At 59.7% G+C, this 21,668-nt stretch carries 12 protein-coding genes; 6 read left to right on the forward strand and 6 right to left on the reverse strand.

Annotation, left to right across the window (positions count from 1 at the left end; translation table 11 throughout):
* Positions 1-42: 42 nt before the first annotated feature.
* The 4 genes from So717_RS18475 to So717_RS18490 are packed head-to-tail and all read left to right on the forward strand — an operon-like array spanning position 43 to position 12,501.
* Positions 43-7,086, forward strand: a complete 7,044-nt coding sequence (locus tag So717_RS18475) for a calcium-binding protein (protein ID WP_159980093.1) — start codon at positions 43-45, stop codon at positions 7,084-7,086.
* A gap of 60 nt (positions 7,087-7,146) precedes the next feature.
* Positions 7,147-8,781, forward strand: a complete 1,635-nt coding sequence (locus So717_RS18480) for an ABC transporter transmembrane domain-containing protein (protein WP_238841063.1) — start codon at positions 7,147-7,149, stop codon at positions 8,779-8,781.
* Between the two features lie 4 nt (positions 8,782-8,785).
* A complete protein-coding gene (locus So717_RS18485) occupies positions 8,786-11,134 on the forward strand; it encodes an ATP-binding cassette domain-containing protein (RefSeq protein ID WP_159980097.1) in 2,349 nt (782 codons plus the stop codon).
* The gene (locus So717_RS18490; protein ID WP_159980099.1) at positions 11,131-12,501 is read left to right on the forward strand and encodes a beta-barrel domain-containing protein; all 1,371 of its coding nucleotides are present in this window, start codon (positions 11,131-11,133) and stop codon (positions 12,499-12,501) included. Before So717_RS18485 ends, So717_RS18490 begins: the two co-directional genes overlap by 4 nt.
* 83 nt (positions 12,502-12,584) lie before the next feature.
* Here the strand turns inward: So717_RS18490 and So717_RS18495 are convergent, their stop codons facing one another.
* Genes So717_RS18495 through So717_RS18510 form a run of 4 tightly spaced genes read right to left on the reverse strand, consistent with a single transcriptional unit; the run spans position 12,585 to position 19,062 of the window.
* Positions 12,585-14,351: a CHASE2 domain-containing protein gene (locus So717_RS18495; RefSeq protein WP_159980101.1), complete on the reverse strand. Its 1,767-nt coding sequence runs from the start codon at positions 14,349-14,351 to the stop codon at positions 12,585-12,587.
* Entirely contained in the window at positions 14,348-15,274 is a 927-nt protein-coding gene (locus So717_RS18500; protein ID WP_159980103.1) for a hypothetical protein, read from the reverse strand. Before So717_RS18500 ends, So717_RS18495 begins: the two co-directional genes overlap by 4 nt.
* A 1-nt stretch (position 15,275) precedes the next feature.
* Complete coding sequence (locus So717_RS18505) at positions 15,276-18,272, reverse strand: caspase family protein (protein ID WP_159980105.1); 2,997 nt, start codon at positions 18,270-18,272, stop codon at positions 15,276-15,278.
* Between the two features lie 40 nt (positions 18,273-18,312).
* Positions 18,313-19,062, reverse strand: coding sequence for a hypothetical protein (locus tag So717_RS18510; protein WP_159980107.1), 750 nt, complete (start codon positions 19,060-19,062; stop codon positions 18,313-18,315).
* Positions 19,063-19,724: 662 nt separating this feature from the next.
* On the opposite strand from So717_RS18510, the gene So717_RS18515 reads away from it, so the two are divergent.
* Complete coding sequence (locus So717_RS18515; RefSeq protein ID WP_159980109.1) at positions 19,725-20,117, forward strand: dihydroneopterin aldolase; 393 nt, start codon at positions 19,725-19,727, stop codon at positions 20,115-20,117.
* Positions 20,118-20,177: 60 nt separating this feature from the next.
* On the forward strand, positions 20,178-20,567 hold the full coding sequence (locus tag So717_RS18520) for a DUF4149 domain-containing protein (RefSeq protein WP_159980110.1): 390 nt from the start codon (positions 20,178-20,180) through the stop codon (positions 20,565-20,567).
* A 19-nt stretch (positions 20,568-20,586) separates the two neighbouring features.
* On the opposite strand, the gene So717_RS18525 is transcribed toward So717_RS18520, so the two are convergent.
* Both So717_RS18525 and So717_RS18530 read right to left on the reverse strand, forming a co-directional pair.
* Complete coding sequence (locus So717_RS18525; protein ID WP_159980112.1) at positions 20,587-20,904, reverse strand: hypothetical protein; 318 nt, start codon at positions 20,902-20,904, stop codon at positions 20,587-20,589.
* A gap of 234 nt (positions 20,905-21,138) precedes the next feature.
* A complete protein-coding gene (locus So717_RS18530) occupies positions 21,139-21,516 on the reverse strand; it encodes a response regulator (RefSeq protein WP_159980113.1) in 378 nt (125 codons plus the stop codon).
* Positions 21,517-21,668: the final 152 nt, after the last annotated feature.

The following is a 21,668-nucleotide window of genomic DNA, read 5'->3' on the forward strand; positions in this document are numbered from 1 at the left end:
GTGGGTGAATGGCTCTTATGTGAGCCGAGAGTGGTATGGGTCATGAGTAGCAAGTCGGATCAGTCCGCGGCGCTGGGTACAGCGCGTGCAAAAGCCAATCAGGCAGAGCAGAAAAGCCGGGAGGCAAATGCCTCTCAGCCGATTGATGGTGCCGGAGAGCACGCGGAGGCGACATCCGGCTCCGCAGGCTTTCTTGGCGGGCTGGCGATTTTCCAGGTAGGTGGTGAACCGTCCCTGTACTCGCCCGAAGCGGTTGCAGCGTTCGCCCCGCCGGGTGCACCAGATGTTAGGCTGAGCGCCGCCTCGATCTCGGCCAAAGGCCCTCATGGCGCATTTGTCGACGTCGGCCCGCCGATGGATCAGGCCTTCATCTCGGTGCCGCCGCCGAGCGATGCGATTTCGCAGTCCGAACTGGATCCTGCGCAGATCCGCGATGTTGTTTCCGGGCCGCGGGATGCAGATCCGAGCTTTGTGCCCGGTCCGGCGGCGCCGTTTGCCATGCCCGAGGCTGGTGCGGATACGCCTGCGACAGACGGTGCGGCCAGCGGTGGCGTGGGATCGGGCTCTCCCGGCGACCTGGGGCTCAACTCGAACAATGGAGGGTCTGGCGCTGCCCCGGCACCTTCAGGAGCGCTCACAGTGACCTACACAGGCGATGGTGAAGGAACCGTCGACAATGGGGTCTCACTTGTCGCCTTCGACAACACAACTACCTGGACGCTCACCGAGTTTGATGATGCTGTCTTTGGGCGTCTGGACAGCTTGGGTCTCACCGTCGACGCGGAAGGTGGCGATGATACGCTGGAAGGCGGTAGCGGGGCCGATGACTTGCGCGGCGGTGCCGGCGCGGACACCTTCAGGGTTTTCGACAATTTCAGTGACGACACGCTGACGGGCGGCGAGGGCGGCACGGATGACGACGTGGTGGATCTTGCCCAGCTGTCCGGCCCGGTGACGGCGACCTACACCGGCGATGAGGCGGGCACGATCACTGATGGCGCCGACACGATCACCTTCGCAGAGATCGAGCGGCTGGAACTGACATCAGGCGCCGACAGCGTCGATGGCACGGCGGACAGCGCGGGGCTCAACATTTTGTCCGGCGATGGCAATGACACGATCAGAGGCGGATCTGGCGGTGACACGGTCTCCGGCGGCGCGGGCGACGACAGCCTCTTGGGCGGCGCCGGAGCCGACAGCCTCTCGGGGGGGGATGATGGTGACACGTTCATTGTCGCGGACGGATTTGGCAATGACACGATTGTCGGCGGTGAAGGCGCGGGCGTTGGCACCGATGACGACGTGGTCGACCTCTCCGGGCTGACCGGTCCTGTGACCGTCACCTACACCGGCGATGAGGCGGGTACGATCACCGATGGCAGCGATACGATCACCTTCTCTGAGGTCGAACGGCTCGTTCTGTCCGATCAATCGGATCGCGTGGATGCGACAGCGGATGGCGTCGGCATCGATGTCGATGTGGGGGATGGGGACAACACGGTCCTTGGCGGCAGCGGAGATGACAGCGTTCTGGGCGGGCTGGGCAACGATTCCGTCGATAGCGGCAGCGGCAACGATACGATTGATGCAGGTCAGGGTGCCAATACGATTGACGGCGGCCTTGGCAGCGACTCGATTTCAACGGGCGACGGAGATGACTCAATTCTCGGCGGCGGTGGGGCTGATACGATCTCGGCCGCAGATGGCAATGACACCATCGACGGCGGGTCTGGTGCGGACAGCGTCATCGGCGGCGATGGGAACGATCTCATCGACGGCGGCGACGGGAATGACACGCTGCTGGGCGGCGACGGTCAGGACACCTTGTCTGGCGGCAGCGACAATGACTCGATCAGCGGCGGGCTTGGCGCGGACAGCCTGTCAGGCGGCGCAGGCACCGATACGATCTCTGGCAACGACGGCGATGACACGCTTCGGGGCGGTGCGGGCGACGACCGCCTGAGCGGTGACGCGGGCAGCGACACCTTCATCGCTGAAGACGGTTTTGGCAATGACACCGTGGTTGGCGGCGAAGGTGGCACCGACAGGGACGAGATTGATCTGTCAAGCGTGACCGGCCCCGTGACAGTCACCTATACCGGTGACGAAGCGGGCACGATCACCGATGGTTCGGACGTGATCACCTTCTCCGAAGTCGAAGAACTGACGCTGACGGATCAGGCGGATGTGGTCAACGCGGGCACAGGTGCGGCGGCGATCAACGTGGATGGGGGCGCGGGTGACGATACGCTCGCGGCAGGCAGCGGCAACGACACGCTGTCGGGCGGCGCGGGCAGTGACACCTTCATCATCGACGGCAATGAGACGGATGGCCCGGGCACGATCACAGTCAGTGGTGGTACAGGCAGCGGTGTGGACACGCTCGACGGGGTCGCGCTGACGAATTTTACCTGGGTCAGCGGGCCAACAGATGACGGCTCCGGCAATTTGAGCGGGTCGTTCACGTTTGAGAATGCCGCTGGTGACACCGTCACGGTGAATTTCTCAGGCATCGAAACCCTGGGCAGTTCCTTTCCTGACGGCGTGGTGGACGGCACGGCGGGCAATGACGCGATGTCGCTGGGGTTCATTGATGCGGACAATGACCGGATCACCACCGGAGATGACACCATTGATGGTGGCGCGGGTGCTGACACGATTTCTGGCGGAGCTGGGGATGACAGCATCCGTGGCGGTGACGATGCGGATACCTTCCTCGTTCAGGACGGCGGGGGGGACGACACGATCGTGGGCGGCGAAGGCGGCACGGACGCCGATGAGATCGACCTCACCTCGGTCACCGGCCCGGTCACGGTTACCTACACTGGCGATGAGGCCGGCACGATAACCGGTGGCGCGGACACGATCACCTTCTCAGAGATCGAGCGGCTCAGCCTCACGGATCAGGCGGACAGAGTTGACGCCTCTGCGGATACGGCGGGTGTCGATGTTGATGCGGGTGCGGGCAGCGACACTCTCATTGGCGGCTCTGGCAACGACACGCTGAGCGGTGGGTCGTCCAACGACGGGGATACCATTTCTGGCGGAGCAGGCGATGACCTGATCACCGATACCGGCGGCGCCGGGAGCGACGACAGTCTGGATGGTGGCACCGGCAATGACACGATCAATGCGGGTGACGGTGCGGACACGCTGACCGGCGGGGCAGGCAATGACAGCATCGACGGTGGCGCGGGAAATGCGGACATCGCCATCTATGATGGCGATCTGTCGGATTTCACCATCACCTATGACAGCGGCACGGATACCTTTACCATCACCGACACCGATCTTGCGGACGGCCTGGACGAAGGGGCCGATACTGTCACCGGGGTGGAGAACTTCATCTTCGACGGCACCGCCTACACAAAGGACCAGATCGAGGCCTATGCCGACGGTTCGGCGCCGACAGCGGTCAGCTTTGCCAGTGGCGGCTCGGTCAATGAGACGGTTGCCGATGGCGGCACAATTGCGACGGCCTACGACCCCTCGGGCAGCACCGTGGGCGTGCTTCAGACCACGGATGCGAGCGGCGCGGGGGATGCTCACAGCTATTCGTTGGTCGCCGATCCTTCCGGGAATTTTGAGATTGTCGGCAATGAGATCCGCGTGCGCTCCGGCCAGACCATCGACTTCGAGACCGACACGAGCTTCACCGTCACGGTTCGCACCACGGATATCAGCGGCAACACCCATGACCAGGTTCTGACGATCAACGTCAATGACTTCGAGGGCAGCTATACCGTGGCAGGCGCCGCCGAGAATGTCGTGGGCACCTCGGAAGAGGACGTGATCACCGGCGGTGCAGGAAACGACACGATCTCCGGCGGTCTTGGTGCGGATACACTTGATGCCGGGGCCGGTGATGACCGCATCACGGTTGCCAACGACGGCGCGGGCAATGTTATTTCGGGTGGCACCGGCGACGACACACTCGATTTCAACAGCTCCACCCATGGGGCGACGGTGACCTTCAGCGGCGACAACGCTGGCAGCTTCTCGTCGGCAGACGGCTCGGCCGGGACGTTCTCGGACATTGGCAACATCGAAGGCACCGACCTCGCTGACTCGATCAATGCATCGACGGACACAGATGGCGGAACGTTCCTTTTGGGGGACGGAAACGATACGATCATAGGCGGTACCGGCGCGGACTCCATTGAGGGGAATGGCGGGAACGATTCCATCGCGGGCGGCGGCGGCAATGACACGCTCCGCGGCAATGACGGCGACGACACAGTGTTCGGAGGCAACGGGGCCGATCTTCTTTATGGCGGCGCAGACAACGACAGCCTGTTCGGCGGTGCCGACAATGACACAATCTATGGAGATGGCGGCAACGATTCCATCGACGCGGGCACCGGCGCTGACGTTGTCGTCGGCGGTACGGGCAATGATACGCTCGACGGCGGTGCGGGCGACGATTCGCTGGATGGGGGCGCCGACGCGGACACACTGACGGGCGGCACCGGCAACGACACGCTGCTCAGCGGGGCCGGGTCTGATCTGCTCGATGGCGGTGACGACGCGGACAGGTTTGTTGTCTCTGATGGCTTCGGGGCAGATACCATCATCGGTGGCGAAGGCGGCACGGACGATGATGTGATTGACCAATCGGGCCTCACCGGACCGGGGACTGTGACCTATACCGGCGATGAGGCGGGCACGATCACGGACGGCACTGACACGATCACCTTCTCACAGGTGGAACGTCTGGTCTTGACCGATCAGGCAGATAGCGTCGATGCGACAGCCGACACTGCGGGCGTCACCATTGATGCGGGCGCAGGGGATGACACTCTGACCGGGGGTGCCGGTGCAGACAACCTGACAGGTGGCGACGGCGCGGACCGCATCGCCCTCCAAGACGGCTTCGGCAATGATACCATCACCGGCGGCGAAGGTGGCACGGATGACGATGTCATTGATCTCTCGGCGCTGACGGGTGCGGCCACAGTGACCTATACCGGTGCTGAGGCGGGCACGATCACCGATGGGGTCGATACGATCACCTTCTCGGAGATCGAGCGGCTGGTCCTGACGGATCAGGCCGATGTTGTGGATGCGACAGCTGACACCGCCGGGGTCAGCATCGACGGGGGCGCTGGCGATGACACCATTGAAGGCGGCGATGGGGCCGACAGCATCTCGTCGGGCGCTGGCGATGACAGGGTGTTTGTGCACGGTGCAAACGATACCATCGATCTGGGTGCCGGCGATGATCGGGTCGAGGTGGACAGCGATGATGGTGCGGGCCTGGTTCTGACCGGCGGCACCGGCAATGATACCCTCGATATCGATACGGGCATCAATGGGGTGGACGTGACCTTTACGGGCGCGAACACGGGGAATTTCATCTCCGCAGATGGCGCGTCGGGCACGTTCAGCGAGTTCAGCGATATCTGGGGGTCGCAGGGCGACGACAGTATCGACGCCCAGCTTGATACAGACGGTCTTACCGCGCGCCTCGGCGGCGGGGCGGATACGGTGATCGGCAGCGGTGCAGCCGATGAATTTGACGGCGATGCAGGCAATGACTCGCTGATTGGCGGGGCGGGTGCCGATACGCTCATCGGGTCTTTCGGCGACGACACCCTGGACGGCGGCACCGGTGACGACAGCCTCACCGGGGAAGAGGATGACGACGTTCTGCGCGGCGGCGCGGGGTCTGACACCCTGAGAGGGGGGGCCGGAAATGACAGCCTGGACGGCGGAGACGATGACGACAGCTTCGTGGTCGAAGACGGCTTTGGCAGTGACATCATTGTCGGCGGCGAAGGCGGAACCGACAATGATGTCATTGACCTTTCTGCGCTGACCGGTCCGGTGACCGTGACCTACAGCGGCATCGAAGCGGGTACGATCACCACCGGCAGCGATACTATCACCTTCTCGCAGATTGAGCGCCTCATCCTCAGTGACAGCGCCGATTTCATCGACACCAACCGGTTCAAATCGGCAAGCGTCTTCGAGCTGGGGGGCGGCAACGACACCATGGAAGATGTCGAGGGCAATGCCACGATTTTCGGCGGTGCCGGAGATGACCTCATTGATGTGGACCAGGACAACAACTTTGTCGATGCTGGCACCGGGAACGACACCATAAGAGCAGGCAACGGAACGGATACGCTTGATGGCGGTCTGGGCGACGATCTTCTCATTCTCGATACCAACGATGGGGTGAACAATCAGCTGTCGGGCGGCGGTGGGACCGACACGCTGGTTCTTTCGAACAACGGCGCCGATGCAATTAACGTCACTTTCAGCGGCGACAATGCGGGCAGCTTCACATCGACCGGCGGCGTCTCGGGGACCTTTGATGCGTTTGAGGCCGTGGCTGGCACGGACAACGATGACGTGATCGATGCGAGCCTCGATAGTTCGGGCCTGGTCCTGTTCGGCGAGGGAGGACATGACACAATCACCGGGGGCGCCGGGGACGACTTGGTGTATGGAGGCGGCGGCGTCAACAACGACGACGCGGACGACCGCATCTTTACCGGAGCGGGGAACGACACAATCATCATCGGCGACAACACCACTTTGTCAGATGACTATATTGATGCTGGCGCCGGGGACGACCTCATTCAGTCCGAAAGCTCGCGTGACACGATCTTCGGCGGCGCGGGCAACGATACGATCTACAGTGGCCGGGGCGAAGACAGCGTAGATGGCGGCGATGGGAACGACTTCATCGTTGACGAGGGCGGTTTTGGCGGAACTGACACGTTGCTCGGTGGCGCCGGCGATGACACCATTGACGGTGGTATAGACCGTGACCAAATTTTTGGTGGGGACGGGTCTGATACCTTCATTGTTGGTGCGGGTGACGGCAATGATACCATTGATGGCGGCTCCGGCGGTGGTTGGACGGATGTGATTGCTCTTGAGGGTATGGGCGCGGGCTCGCAGATCGCAGCGGATACCTACGATGGCGACGGATGGACGCTGGTTCTCGATGGAGGGCACAGCATCAACTCGGTCAACGCGGGGGATCTTGAGCTGTCGAGTGACGCATCTGGTGTCATTACCTTTGACGCGGGCGGGTCGATCACCTTTGCCGATATCGAACGCGTGAGCTGGTAGTTGTCTAAACTTATGGGAATTTTAAGACAAAGCCTCTAGGCAGTGAGACCTTGGAGAGGCATGATGGGCGACGCTTCGGTACTCAAGACTGCGCGATGGAACCCTGCAATTGTGCTGGGGTCTTTCCTTGCGAATCTGCTGGCGCTTGCCCTTCCGCTCGCGCTGCTTCAGATCTACGACCGCGTCATTCCAAACGCAGCTTATGAAACTCTGTTTGTCCTGGCGGCAATGGTGATGGTCGCTCTTTTGGTGGATGCGGCACTGCGCCTCGCGCGGGCCCGGCTCTTGGCGTTCTTTGCGGCTGATTTCGAAGTCTACTCATATCAGCGCGCGCTGTGGGCGCTGGTCATGGAAGATCCCACGCAACGCAAACGTGCGGATCACGGAACGCTGATGACCCGGATGGCCGCGATCGACCGCCTTCGCGGCTTCAGCGGCAACAGTGCCACCGCGGCCTTGCTCGATTTGCCCTTCGCGCTTCTGTTTCTTGTGGTGATTGCAGTGCTCGCTCCTGCGGTTGCCGTTGTCGTGGCGGCCATGCTGGCTTTGACTTTCATTGGCCTCACATTCCTGAGGCGGCGCATCGACAGGGCCCGGCAGCGCCGCATCGACCTTGAAGCGCGGCGCTACAGTTTCTTCAGTGAAGTTCTTGCGAACATCATGCCGGTGCGCGCGCTCGGGATCACCGATCTGATGAGCCGACGACAGGAACGATTGCTGGAAAGATCCGCGAGCCAAACGCGTGTTTTGACCGCAGATGTTCATCTGGCGCAGGGTCTCGCCGCTGCAGTTGGAAATCTGACCCCCTTGGTGACCGCGGCCATCGCGGGTTTTCTCGTTCTCGACGGCCAGGCAAGCATGGGTGTGCTGGCGGCCGCTGTGGTGTTGAGCGGGCGCATTGTGCAACCGGTCCTGCGGCTGGAAGGCTTCATGGCAGAGCTCGACAATGTGCGGCAGGCCGAGGAAGACCTCAAGAGCCTGACGCAGGCGCCGCTGAAGCAAAACGGATCACGCCCGCTGGACCGGGTTGAAAGTCTTGAGCTGCGGGATGTCAGCACCTCACCTGATCCGGACCTGGGCCTCGGGCTGAACGGGGTCACCCTATCTTTGAAGCCCGGCGATTGCCTCTTGTTGCGCAGCGACAGCCCGGTCCAGCTGATTGCCGCAGAGCGGTTGTTTTTGGGAGAGGCCTCTCTTCTTGAAGGGCAGATCATGGTGAACGGAACGGATCTTGCGGAGTACGACCTCCGGGATCGTCAGCGCCGCATTCGCATCCTGCCCGAAGAGGCGCAGCTGCTGGCCGGGACACTGTTTGACAACATCTGCGCGTTCGAAGCCGAGCGCTATGGCTCAAGAGCGTTGGAGCTGGCGCAGGAGCTCGGTCTGCAAAAGATCATGCGCCAGAACCCGAAGGGCGTTCTGGCAAAGGTGCAACCGGAAAGCACCGATATTCCTCAATCGGCCAAACGCATCGCCAGCAACATTTCGGGGCTCGTCACCCGACCGGATGTGATCGTCTTTCGCGCAGCCTATACCGGGCTCGATCACGATGCGGACAAGCGCATGCTGAACTGGTTCAGTCAGAACGCCGCCAAGCACATCCTGATCATGACGACGAACCGGCCCTCCTACGCGAAGCTCGCGACCAAAACCCTTGACCTTGCGGAGGTCACATCCGCCCCTGCCCCGGTATAGGCCTTTGGACAGTCGCAAAGACACAACCTCCACCATAGAACGGCCACTGGTCTTGACGGTGGCACAGCGGGTCTATCCGGGCGAGGCCGCAGGCGCGGGAACCCCGGGTGTTCTGGTGCTTACGCATGCGGATCGCATCGACGTGGGCCGAATGCGCACCACGCCTGCGCGCACGCGGCCGGGTCGGCTGGTCCTGGACGCAGCCAGTCGGGTCTTCCCGATGTGGGATTACGATCTGATCCTAGATGGTCTCATCGCAGGCAAGATTTCGGGACGTCCGATGAGCGGCCAGGACGCGCATCTGCTGGTGGATGTGTTGCGATCCATCGGCTGGACGCCGAGCGCGCGCCAGCTTGCCGGGGCAATGCCTTACTTGATTGATCGGTTGGTCATGCGGGACATGCGCAGCCTGATCGGCAATCTGGGGTTTAGATGCCTGAAACGTCGGTTGCAGGGCCGCCAGCTCAAGGAATACGAAAACGCCGTAACGCTGGTCGAGCTTGACGGTCACCTCTGGCGGATCGATCAATCCGACGGTGTCGCGCACGGCCTTGTCCGTCCCGCAGCTCATGGGCAGGAGGACCAGCGCCGGCAGATTTGGCCCTTCAGATCCTACGACATCCTGTTCTGCGCGCAGTCCGATCCTGTGGTCGAGCGAGACGTTCTCTCAAAGCATCAAGGTTTCAGTGCTGATTTGTTCGCCAGTTTTTCCGCGGAGGGGCGCCTGCTTGTTGTGTTGACGCTTCTGACCGGCGCGTTGACCGTGCTGTTTTCACTGGCGGTCATGTTCCTGTTCAATCTTGTTGTCAGCGGCCAGCAACCATCGGTGATTCTTGCTGTTCTTGTCGGCGTCAGCGCCATGTTTCTCGTCGATTATGGCTTCCGCTTCATCCGATCCCGCACACTCGGTCAAATCGCGAGCAAAACCGAGCATAAACTCGGCACCGCCCTGTTCGACAAGCTGATGCGATTGCCACGCAAGATGATCGATCAGGCGCCCATCAGCGAGCAGACGATGCGCTTGCGCGAATTGGAGGGGGTGCGCGATCTCTTTGCCAGCCCATTTGCATCCGTTCTGCTTGAAACGCCGGTCACTCTGATTTTGATCGGAGTGATTGCGGCGTTTTCGGTTGAGCTTGCCCTTTTGCTCATCGGGGCGCTTCTCTTCTTCCTGGCGCTTGGACTGTGCGTGTTGCCGGCCGTTGTTCGACGCACCGCGGATCTCTCGGCGGCACGCCGGGTGCTCCTGCAGGTTCAAGTGGAAGCCATCGAGAAGGGTGACCTGCTGTCCCGCAACGGGCTTGCCTGGCCCTGGAAGGAAAAGGCGCACCGCGTGGCTTCGGTGGCGGTGCGATCTCGCTTTCGCCTGGCCCGCGCGACCGCGGTTTTGGAAACCATCTCCTACCTATGCGTGCCCGTTTCAGTGGCAAGCATCATGTTCATCGGCGCGCTTCAGGTGACGTCTGGCAGCTTATCCGGCGGGGCGCTGATTGCGGTCACGATGCTGACGTGGCGCGCGTTGGCGCCCGTTCAGCAGGGCCTTCTTCTGATGCCAAAAGTGAAGGATCTCTTGCGGCTCTTCCGTCAAATCGACACCATGATGCGCTTTCCAAGCCAGGAAGTCATTCCGGACATCGGAAAACCGAATACGGAACCACAGCTGCTGCGCGCGTCGAACATCGTCTTGCGCAGCGCGTCGAGCAAGCTGCCCGCCTTTGCAGGTGTGTCTTTGAACGTGCCGCCGGGGATGCTGGTCAGCGTCAGCGGCGCATCAGGGTCCGGAAAATCTGCGCTCCTGGGTGTGCTTGCGGGTCAAATTCCGCCGCAAGCAGGAAGTGTCTGGTTGGGTTCCAGCTGCCTGACCGAATTGCCAAGCTCTCTTTTGGGCCGCCGGATTGTGTTCGTACCACCGCGCACGCCGCTGATCTACGGAACGCTGGCGCAAAATCTGCGGTTTGCCGATCCGCTTGCGAACGACTCCGCAATCACAAATGTGCTTCGGGAAGTGGGTTTGGGTGATTTGATCGAAAACCTGCCAGAGGGGATCCACGACCGCATTGATCCGGTCAGCAACAAGGCCTTGCTGAGCGGCGGCGTCCGAATGGCGGTTGCCGTGGCCCAGGGCCTGCTGATGTCACCTGCGGTGCTCATGATCGACGAAGCGGCGGAAGATATCGAGCCGGGCATAGAAGCCGCCGTCTTTGCCGCGGTTCATCGGCGACGCGGACGCATGACAACGCTGCTTGTCACGCATCGCCCAAGTATCATCCGGAGGTCTGATGGCCTCATCGAAGTTGTGAACCGCAATGTGGTTTTCCATAACTTCGCCGAGCGACGGAATGTGGCTGTATGACGGATCGGGATGATAAAAGGACGCAGGGGCTGCCGCCGACCAAGCAGGCGTCGGCCGATCGCCCGGGCTCGACGCCAGGACCGGCGGAGACGGTCGATTACTACGGGATGGAATTGGCCGACGTCGGCAACAGCAGAACGGCCCAATGGACGGTGTGGCTGTGCGGAATGCTGGTGGCGTTCTTTCTGGTGTGGGCCTCACTTGTGGAAGTTGAGGAAAAAGTATCCGGCCTGGGCGTCATTGAGCTTCAGGGCAATATTGAACGGATCGAACATCCAGACGGCGGCCTCGTTCGGTCGCTGCACACGCAAATCGATGCTTTGCTGCCCCCCGATGCGGTCATCCTGGAGTTCGACACCGCGCATATAGAACGGGAAGTGCGATCCCTTGACGCGCGGATAGACACTTTGGAAAACGAACGTCTGCGCGTCAGCTTCCTGATGCAGGCGGAACATGCGACACCCGCGGGACAGAAGATAGAGGGTGATACCGCATCCGAAGCGTTCTGGAATGAGCAAGCTTTCCTGGCAGCACAGCTTGACGTTCTTGATGCCGAAGCGTCCCGGCTGGAACAGCAGGCAAGCAGCCTCGACGACCGTACAGACCTGCTGCTTGAGGAGCAGACAATCGTTCTGGATCAACTGAATCGATACTCACGCGCTGCGGCGAGCGGTGTGGTTCGTCTGACGGACAAGGAAAGACTTGAACGGGAGTCCATTCAGCTCCGCAGTCTCATTGCCGAAACCAGAGGGCGCATCACAGACCTGAGAGTGGCGCAAAAGCAAGTTGATCGCCGCAAGCTCGAACTTCTGGCGCAAAGCCGTCGGGATGCCGCTGTGCGCCTGACAAAGGTGGAAGAGGAGCTCATTTCTTTGAAGGCTGCCGCCGCAGACGCAAAGGCGCGCATCGAACGCGCGACGGTCCGCACCCGCACAGGAGGCAAAGTACAGCGTCTTGAGGTCCTGCAGTCCAACGAGGTCTTCGCCCCGAACGAACTCATTGCTGAGATTGTCCCGACAGCCAGCTCCTACCGCGCGGTGGTGAATATCTCGGCCGATCAAATCAGTTCAATCCGCCCTGGACTGGAGGCCAGCCTGAAGGTGCTGAGCTATGATTTTACGCGCTTCGGCGATATTGCTGCCAAGGTGACGCAGGTTTCCCCCACGAGCTTCGCGGACGAACAGGGTGAAATCGTCTATCGCGTTACGATTGACCTGACGGCAAGGTCTTTTGGTACGGGCGGGGCCGTCGAACTGCGCCCGGGCATGACCGTCATGGCGGATATTCTGACCGGTGGGCGTTCTGTGCTGAGCTACCTGCTCAATCCCGTGCGGCGCATCCAAGATCAGGCGCTGACGGAAGCATAGCCGGTGTCGCGAAAGCGGTCATGGACGCATGAGACCGAACAAGTGACTCTCGGTCCGCACCCTCAAACGCCGAGGCCATACAGTTAGTGATGGTCAAAAATGAACTCGTGAAACTTTGCCAGTATCCCTTCCGCGCTGACTGCCAGTATCGGGATCAGGAACTGTGGAGCTGGCCGGTCAACTAGGACCGTCACACCGACCACGGCCAGAGAGGTGAGTCCTACCGCTAAAAGAACCAAGGCAAGCGACAATACGTTGATCAAGAATCTATTAATTGGCGCAAAGAAAACCGCAGCATTTGACGTCGACTGAGTTTTTTTGTCGGACAGCCACTTCAAGCCAAATTCCCTGAGCTCCCGAATAGCCGTGAAAAACAAAGCAAAAAGAACTGAAGCGACGACGACATAAGCCATCTTGGAAGTCAGCTTTGACATAAATTTCAGTGTCTTTTCGCTGGTGCTCTTTTCCTTGTAGATGTCTGCCTCAAACGCTTCGACGCCGAAGGTATCGTAGTAATGCGCGGCCTGAAGCAAGGCTTCCGGGCCAGTAATTGCGCCAATGGGTGACACGTGCCAGTCGCCGGTCCCACGTGCGGTTGAGCCGACCATCACAATGGCATTCGCCAGTTGGGCGCTGGGAACACGGATGGGGTTGGCGACCGCGTTGTCCAGACCGTCAAGGTCATCTTTCTGCTGCAATACCAGCCAGTCTGGCCCGACATAGGCGAAGAGCGGGTCTTCGAGCAAAAGGCCGCCCGTCTCGTGACTGCGCGACCGCCAACCCGAAAAAATCGGAAGCCGAAAATGGACCACCATCCCGTAGTTGTTGGTCTCGCGACCCGCAGGCTCGCCTGCCTTCTTGCCTTCGACTTTCGCAATCTTGTTCTGGACGTCATTCAGGAGGGAAAATTCTACAGCTTCTGGCCGGGTTGACGTTTCTCGTTGGGCGGGCTCGGGGAGCACGCTCAGCGGGAAGGTTTCGGCAATTTGGTCACGCAGGGCGCGTTGCGCCGCCCTGCGTTGCTCTGCAGAACAGTTTGCCGCCACATGGTCACGCGCCGTGCCGCCACAGCGCGCCGCTGCGAGATGGAGTGCGGCAACTAAGCTTGCATCGGGCTGATGTTTGCTCACGTCGGTCGTTTTGAAGAACAACCTACCCATTCGCAAAGCGTTGTCGCCCACCCTGGGATCGTCAAGCAGACGGAAGTTTGCACGATAGACAAGCCGAGGCCCCGGACAGACCGACATGTTCAACTCGGGCCAGGGCGGCACATCCATGGTCAGGCCATTGTCAAGTCGAAGGCTCTGATCAGGTATGATCAAAGGCACCGGGCTCGCACACATGATCTTTCTTAACCTGTCCAGACTTGCGCTGTCTGCCGCATCAAGATTGGAGAATGTATCTGACGGGGGAACAGCAAACAATTCCGGCGGAAGGATCATATCGAGTATGACGGCTGCAGGCAGACGGCTTGGCTCCTCGTCGCTTTGCACAATGGCGGTCAGGATATCGGCGACATAATCGACAGGGGCTTCCAATGCGCCATGACAATTTGTCGGGTCCGGCTTTTCGGTATATGCGGCCCAGTCCCCGCACACCTTCGCGTCAAAATCAAGGAGCGCAAAACGCGACCCCTCATGATCCGCATCGGTCAAACGAAAAAGCGTTTTTGTTTCATTGACAATCCTCGCGCCCATGTCTCTTCCGAAGGTTTCAATCCTTTGGACACTGGAAAAATTTGCGGCGGCAACCGTGAGCACAACAGCTACAAAAATACCCGTCAAAAGGGCGTGAAGAAACTCGTCCTTGAACTTTTTGCCCAAGGTCATCGGTTCTTTGTGCGCACTCACTCTACTGTTGGCGCTGTCAGAGCTTTGCGGAACATGAAATCAGAGAGCGCGTCGCTCCGGGCACTATCGTGAAGAAGCGAAAGTGCCTGAAGCCGCCATTCCGGCGCCGCCTTTACGTACATCCACACGGCGTGGTCTCCGAACGACAGATCGCCATCACCCTGTGTTGGTGTCGGTGGTGACCCAGCGGGCACGATCAGAACACGACGTGGTTCTCCACGTTTGCCGGAGTTCGTTTCCACGTTCAGAAACAGTTCATCGCCTGCTTCAAGGGACGGAAGATCGAGCGTCACGCTCCCGCTGGCTGACAAGGACGACTGTACAAGCTCCGCCCCGCTGGCCGCATCCTGCAAAATCACCTTACCCGGAACGACATCCCAGGACACCGCGATTGCCTTGGCATCAGCGCTCAGGCGATACTGAAGATCAGGCAGTCCGCGCCAGACCGGTGTCGCGTCGGGATCAACCCCGTTCTCTCCGCTCTTTTTTGGACTGAGCGTCACGAGGTTTTGCGGCATTTTGGGATAGGGATCATTCCCAAGAACGATACGCATCAATTCGATCATCCAGCCAACGCTGCCGGAGGCGGCACATTCACCCGCCACCTTATGCCTGGTTCCCTCGGAAAAGGTAAGAAAGCTGCGAGCATCGGTGGAATCCGTGTTTTTACTTGCATATACAGTCACTTCCACGCGAGCGCGGCCCTTGTCGCGCAATTCAAGGACATCGCCCGGGAAGAGCAGCATGCCGTTTTCAAGTGCGCGCGTTTCCGCGCCGTCCCGGATCACTTTGACTTTGTCTGATCCGCGAATATCAAGAGCGACTTCCGTTGGCCTGCATGCATGAGCCCAGGCAAGCCCAGAAAATGACGTCAGAAGAAGGGCTGAAAAAACGCCTGTTCGGAGGGCTGAAAGAACCGTCATATCATGTCTCCTCATGCTCAACGATCGGGAATACTCTGAGGGGGCCGTCACCATTGCGGAATGTCGGGGTCTGCGCCCCTTCGCCCAGCAAATCTGGCATCTGCCGTAGGACGTGCGACCCAAGCGTGAGTGCATCCACAGTTCGAAGGTCCGTGCGGCCCTGAAGGGCTTCCAATAGCACGTGCGCCAGAGCACCATTGTCAGAGCCGTCAACCAAATCCTGAGCTTGCTCGTCTTCCTCAGACGCCATCAGAAAATAGCTCTGGAGCGTATGTGCGAAATTGCCAATTCTGTCGGTATCGAAACCATCAGCGTAGCAAGTATCGATTATCAACATGAGGTTTTGCGATTTTATCGACGCGATCGCATTCGTGAGTTCATCGCCTCCCAACCCTTGATCAAAAAGCGTTTCAAACGATGTCACGTCGTAGGACGCAAAGGTATAACTACCGTCTGAGGCAATCTCTCCATGACCGGAGAGGTATATGATCACGCCATCATTTCCGTCGGCCTCGGCGGCTATATCTCCAATTTCGCGCAATATCCTTTGTTTCGTCGCCTCCTCGTTCACAAGTGTCCGGGGCTGACGCACTTCTCCGTAGTCGAAAGAAGGTTTTCCGTAGATTGCTTCGCCAACCTCTCGGGCATCATTGTCTGCGGCCAGAAGCATCAATCCATCCGCAGCGTATTCTGCGATGCCGACAGATAAAATATGGAGTGTCTGATTGGTCAATTCAATAGGAAGGGTCAGGATCGGTAGCCTGACTGTTTCGTAGTGATCGCCCGGCGAAAATGCTCTGAGCTCAAAGGCGTTTTCGCCACCGACAAGTTCAAGCGGGACAAGATACTCTGTGCCATTGTCAACGGAGCGGATGTCAAGATCCGCAGCGACAAAGCTGCCCGCTATGCGCCCGTTTCTGTACAATCCAAGTCGCGCGATGGGCGCGGCACCTGCTGGCGCAAATAGCACAACCGTCGCCGCATCCGAAGTGGTCCAGTCGACAGCGGACAAGTCCGTCGGGCGCAAGCCGGAGGAGATGTCAAGGCAGTTGCCTTCAGATGCGCCTGGGCAGATCTGAGCCGGACGCGCCCCGATCCATTCGTAGCTCGCAAGTTCATTGCTCAGCGCGTGATCCGAACCGACGCGCGCCCAGATCTCGGGCGTGTCAAGCGTGCGAGCGACTTCGGTTTGTCGGTAAAACTGATCGTACATCGCCTCCATCGGAATCCAACCCGATGCAAAGTCTACGGGTTCGCCCGTGGTTGTGTAGCGCACGCGATTGATTGCATAACCGCCCAAATCTGCCCCGCCCAAAGCCGAATGCGCAAATGCCCCATCAGGACGCCAGGCCGCCCAAACGCCTGTTTGGGACGTGCCTTCGACAAAAAGCGAGAGGATCTCAACGAGGGGGCTGTCTGCGCGCAACGAATACCATCGCAACGTCCCGTCGCCGAGCGCGGCCACGGCAAGTTCCTGTTCTTCAAGCATGATAACCGAAAACGCGCCCGCCGGGATTGGTCGATGGGCCAGCACATGTCCGCTTGCATCCACAAGGCTGAGTGAGAAATCTGCGCCGATCAGGGCGACGTCTCGTGTGTCAGAAACATCAACGCTCAATTTACGCTCACCGTGGCCGAAGGGCATGAACCCATCGCGATCGAGGATGGGATTACCGTTTACGGTGATCTGACGGTCGGTAAATCCAGCGAGGCGCAGACCGTCACGGCTGTCGCGCGGTCCCCTCGCACCCGGCCCGCCAGATGCGTTTGTGAGCATCATACGGCCCACGTCGAAGCGATAGTGCTGCGTGTGCCCGGCCACATCGGTTGCGACAAAGGTGACAATCTTCCCGTCGCCCGATGTGGACAAACCGCCGTCTTGACCTATTTTCCGGAAATCAAGTTTCCTTGCATCGGCGCGGTACGCAAGGGTGACGACAGGGGCGCGGCTCTGCGTATGTGACACGTCGCTTGGCAAGAGCCGCCCCCAAGAGGGAAACGAAGATGCGAAAAGAACGCCGCCGTCACTGAGCCCATGCAGATGCGTGATACTGTCTGTCGCGACCGGAAGGGCAAATCCGGCACCCGCGCCGTTCTTCCAGGCAACGACAACGTTCTGATCCCCCAGCTTGGCCGTTCCACCTGCATAGAGCACGCTTTCGCCGGCTGCTGTGTTCTGGGCCCATGAGACAATGTTCAAAGAACCCGCCCCAGCAACGAGGTTGTTGCCAGTCAGCCTGCGCACGCGCTTGCCAGACGGCAATGCAAAGACTTCAACTGTAGATGATTCCTTAAACCCGATCGCTATTTCATCCCCCGCCGGATTTACTGCGGCGGAGAACGGAACCTGATCGCCCGTTCTGATTTGCGCTATTGCTGTTGTATCGCCCGACGCCGGATCAATGCTAAGCAATTCGACCAGCCCGTCTTCGGAAACGGTGACGAGCCGCCCATCAGCGGTGAAATCAGCCCATGAGTAAAGCGCTTCGCGTCGCTGGACAGAAAGAACCGAAAAAACCGCATCATAAATGATGAGTTCGTCGCCCGCCACTGCTGCAATCAATCGATTGACGGGGTCAAATGCAATGTCGGTGACCGTCAGATCCGTTCCTCCTGTGACGTAGGGGATACTGACGGTGCTTGTGTTGCTGATAAAGAAACTGCTGGCGGCATTCGAAAAGAACTCGGTTGGTTTCGCGGCCATGAGCACAAAGCCACTGGGTGTCACATCAACCGCTGTGATTTCGCCGGCGCGGCCACTGTCTGCCGGAAGATGCGATGTCGCAAGCAACTCGCCACTTTCGAGGTCCCAATAGCGCGCCGCTCGATCCAAACCGACCGTAACGACAATTTCATTCTCTTCAAAAACCGCAAGGCGGGTTATTGAAGACGCATGATGCGACAGATCCAGTTTGAATATGCTGTGCCTCTCCTGCGCTGCGCCCCAATCCGGCAGGGCACAGCAAATCGCAAATAGAAATAGAACAAACCTGATCATTGTACCTCCGGGATAATTCCAGCGCCCGCCAGCCTTTCCCTCAGGCGTAAAGCGTTCGGACCCGATCAATGATCCAGTTGAGAGAGATAATAAACGCAGATCCAGCTGAGGCCGTTTTTACATTCGAGACACGACGTTCAGACTGCCGATAAGACGTCTGGCTGGATTGCAATGACCGTTCGGCCTTGCTTACCTCCGCGCGCTCCGAACTTGTTGTCGCCTCGCTGCGCGCTTTTCGAGTTGCAAGCCGGAAATTGTCACGCCGCTTGTCAACCTTGCCGAGCACATTCTCCGCCAGCGACAGGTCGGCAGCCATCTGCTTGCGAAGCGCCTGCATCTCGGTTCTGGCCTCATCCCTCGGAATGCTCCCACCGGCCGATTGGCGCAGGACACGCGCGCGCGCAGCGCGGCAATCGTATACGCGGTCCAGGGCTGTGGCCGTCTGGGCGAGGTTCTTCGCATCCAGATCAAGTGCTGCAGAAATCTTCTGGACTGTGCCAATGAAGTTGTTCTGAAGCAGGCGGTCCAGAGGGTTCAGGCCCACAGAAGAAAGAGCGCCGGAAAGTCCGCTTTGTTCAAACTGGAATCCAAGGTTGGCAGCTTGAGCTGTACGCGCGGACGCCCTGAAGGCACTTTGTTCTTGCGAGCATGCATTACTACCGCCACCACCCGGGAATCCCTGGGGCAGCTGCACCGTTGACGGATCGCAGGCCCCAAGAAAAATAGCCGCAGCTGTACAAAGACCAACAGGTCGCCACAAATTTTTGTATTTTCTAATTTCAGAAGTCATACCGTCCCCGCGTTTTCCCTAATTGAGCCTACCGAGCCAGGCCCCAAACACCAAATATTTTTTTGCTTTCTTTGATCGCCAGATGCAATTCTGTGCAGAGTGGTCTTTTTGCTATCGAATCCTATCGGATGTGAGCGTCCATTGGACAGGCTAGGGTAATTCCCCTTTTTGGAAGGGCGCGTTAGTGGAAACTAAATTCCTTTCCGTTTCTTTATTGAGGCCTTTCTCCCGATGCCGATGTCTGGCCTTTTGTTTTTGTATGACGAGACCGTGTCCGCCATTGACCCCAGGACACTGCTTGAGTGAGCCAGCGGGCCGCATGGTCCTGCACCTGGTCGATGCTGGTGCAGAGCGGCTTGGCGTTCTGCGCAAGGGACATCCGGCCAAGTGCGCCCGATTGCACGTCTGCGCCCGCGTCGCAGCTGGCCCAGATCAGCAGCAGCCAGGAGATGCCGCAACCTTTGGTCTTGCAGGTTCGCGCGTAATCCTCAGCACCAATCGGATCAGACCTTTCCGCGGGCGGCTGTCGGTTGGCTTATTCCGAGTGCAGATATCGGGTGCGGCGATCAGCTCCAGCGCAATTGCCTGCAGGCGTATCGCCCCTACGTCCCCGCCAGAGCGTCCTCATGTGCGCTGCGGACATGCATCAGCGGAGTAAAGTCGTGACCACCCAGAGTTCAATTGAGCTGAAAGACCTGATCCTCAAGACCGATATCGGCACATATGGGCCGGGTGATGTGGTGCCTGATCACCATGTGCTCGACCTGACGCTGGCAATTGCGCCGACGCTGGTGCTGATCGAGGGCGACAGTATGGCGCAGGTCTTCGACTACGACGATCTGGTCGCCGACATCAGACATCTGGCAGGTCAGGGCCATCGCGACACGCAGGAGTGGCTTGTCACCCAGATTGCCCAGCTCTGCGCACGCTATACCGCCATTGACGCCGCCGAGATCTATCTGCGCAAGGTCCCGGTTGGTGACGGCACAGGCACTCTGGGTGTCCGTCTCGCCGTTGACCGGGCAGATCTTGCCCGGCTCGCCAAGGCTCCGTGACCTCCTACCATTGCACGCTAAGTCCCGCGTCACCCGACCCCATCAGACCGGAGCACTGACATGACCGAATTTGCATTGCTGCTGACAGCCCTTTTGTTCGGAGGAATGACGTTCTTCAGCTTTGGTTTCGCACCTGTCCTGTTCAAACAACTGCCCATGGCCCAGGTGCGCCCGCTGCTGCGTGGCACATTTCCCTATTACTATCTGGCTATTATCCTGCTGTCCGCCATCTGCGCGCTGGTGGCCTTGGGCGTGTCCGGGCTTGCGGCGGGTCTTCTGGGGCTGATCTGTCTCGCGACGATCTATGCGCGGCAGGTGCTCATGCCGCAGATTAACGCCGCAACCGATCGGGAGGATCAGACCCTGTTCAAACGCCTGCATGGTCTTTCCGTGGTCATCCAACTCATCCAGATCGGTTTGGCCGGTTGGGCTGTGCTCCTGTTCAGCTGAACGGGCATCCCCGCGACCATCAGCGGCCTTTGCCCCGCCACGCCAAGGATTGTGCGTTCAAGGAACTAAGGTCCGCCTCCCCCTTGATGATCGCCTGGCACAGTGCAACGGCCCTGCGCGCCTGATCGCTGGTGAGGTTTTTGTAGGCCGGTCGCGCCAGATGATCGTACCAGACGCCACCACAGATGGCGTCAAGAACAATGCGTTGAAAGCAGTGATCTTCCCGGACGGGCCAGTCAGGCCGCGACGACCGCGCGAGGCGCGGCATCTCTTCGCGCGTCAGGCGAAGATACTCTGCCGCAAGCGCTTCGGTTGTCGTGGAAGAGGGCTGTGTCATCACTGAACTCCGTCGTTGCGCGCGCCTGAACCGCGCTTTTCGCTGTCCTGGGGCCTCTCGCAACAGTGAGGTGCCTGCACGCCCCCTGCCCCGGTCTGCTGGCAGATGACCCGGAAAACCCCGCCGCGATGAGATCGAACCAACGAAACCGGCGGGCTGCGGGGGGCTCTGTGGCGATCCTGTTTGGTCAGGATATGCTGGCGCAGGCCAAGGTCCGAGCGCGGACCGCCTGTCCTAACTCAAGGATGCCAGTATCGCAGTGGCAAGCTCATCGGAGTTGAACGGTTTGGTCAGGACAGTCGATTGTCTGACTTCATCTGTCCCCTCATGGACGCCCGCATACCCTGTAATGACAATCACGGCGACCTTGCGATCCAGAAGCGCTCTGGCGATTGTGAGGCTGTTTTCGCCTTTGCCGAGGTTGAGATCGAGCAGCGCGATATCCGGTGTTTCGTGGTCGATATCAGCCCAGGCCTCCTGCAGGGACAGCGCGGTGCTGATGTCTTGAAATCCAAGTCCCCGCAATTGCATGGCGATACCCTCCGCAATCAGCAGGGTGTCTTCAAGGACGAAAACGGACTTGCTTGCAACATCTTCCGGAATCAGCGGCATCTTTGCATCTCATATGTTACGGTGGGTGTTCGCCATCACGCGGCCCCGCAGGCTTAAGCGATGGCGCCCCCTATTGCCAGTGGGCAAGCAGGAGATCGCCACCCAGGTCCGCCTCGGCACTGATCACGGCGGCGGCGTCTGGCCGCCAGCGC

The sequence above is a fragment of the Roseobacter cerasinus genome (genome assembly GCF_009811755.1).
GTDB lineage: Bacteria > Pseudomonadota > Alphaproteobacteria > Rhodobacterales > Rhodobacteraceae > Roseobacter > Roseobacter cerasinus.

What these genes read in the sequence shown, in the direction of transcription:
- So717_RS18475 (WP_159980093.1), top strand. Translation starts at nt 43, where the DNA reads ATGAGTAGCAAGTCGGATCAGTCCGCGGCGCTGGGTACAGCGCGTGCA.
- So717_RS18480 (WP_238841063.1), top strand. Translation starts at nt 7,147, where the DNA reads ATGATGGGCGACGCTTCGGTACTCAAGACTGCGCGATGGAACCCTGCA.
- So717_RS18490 (WP_159980099.1), top strand. Translation starts at nt 11,131, where the DNA reads ATGACGGATCGGGATGATAAAAGGACGCAGGGGCTGCCGCCGACCAAG.
- So717_RS18500 (WP_159980103.1), bottom strand. Translation starts at nt 15,274, where the DNA reads ATGACGGTTCTTTCAGCCCTCCGAACAGGCGTTTTTTCAGCCCTTCTT.
- So717_RS18505 (WP_159980105.1), bottom strand. Translation starts at nt 18,272, where the DNA reads ATGATCAGGTTTGTTCTATTTCTATTTGCGATTTGCTGTGCCCTGCCG.
- So717_RS18510 (WP_159980107.1), bottom strand. Translation starts at nt 19,062, where the DNA reads ATGACTTCTGAAATTAGAAAATACAAAAATTTGTGGCGACCTGTTGGT.
- So717_RS18520 (WP_159980110.1), top strand. Translation starts at nt 20,178, where the DNA reads ATGACCGAATTTGCATTGCTGCTGACAGCCCTTTTGTTCGGAGGAATG.
- So717_RS18525 (WP_159980112.1), bottom strand. Translation starts at nt 20,904, where the DNA reads ATGACACAGCCCTCTTCCACGACAACCGAAGCGCTTGCGGCAGAGTAT.
- So717_RS18530 (WP_159980113.1), bottom strand. Translation starts at nt 21,516, where the DNA reads ATGCCGCTGATTCCGGAAGATGTTGCAAGCAAGTCCGTTTTCGTCCTT.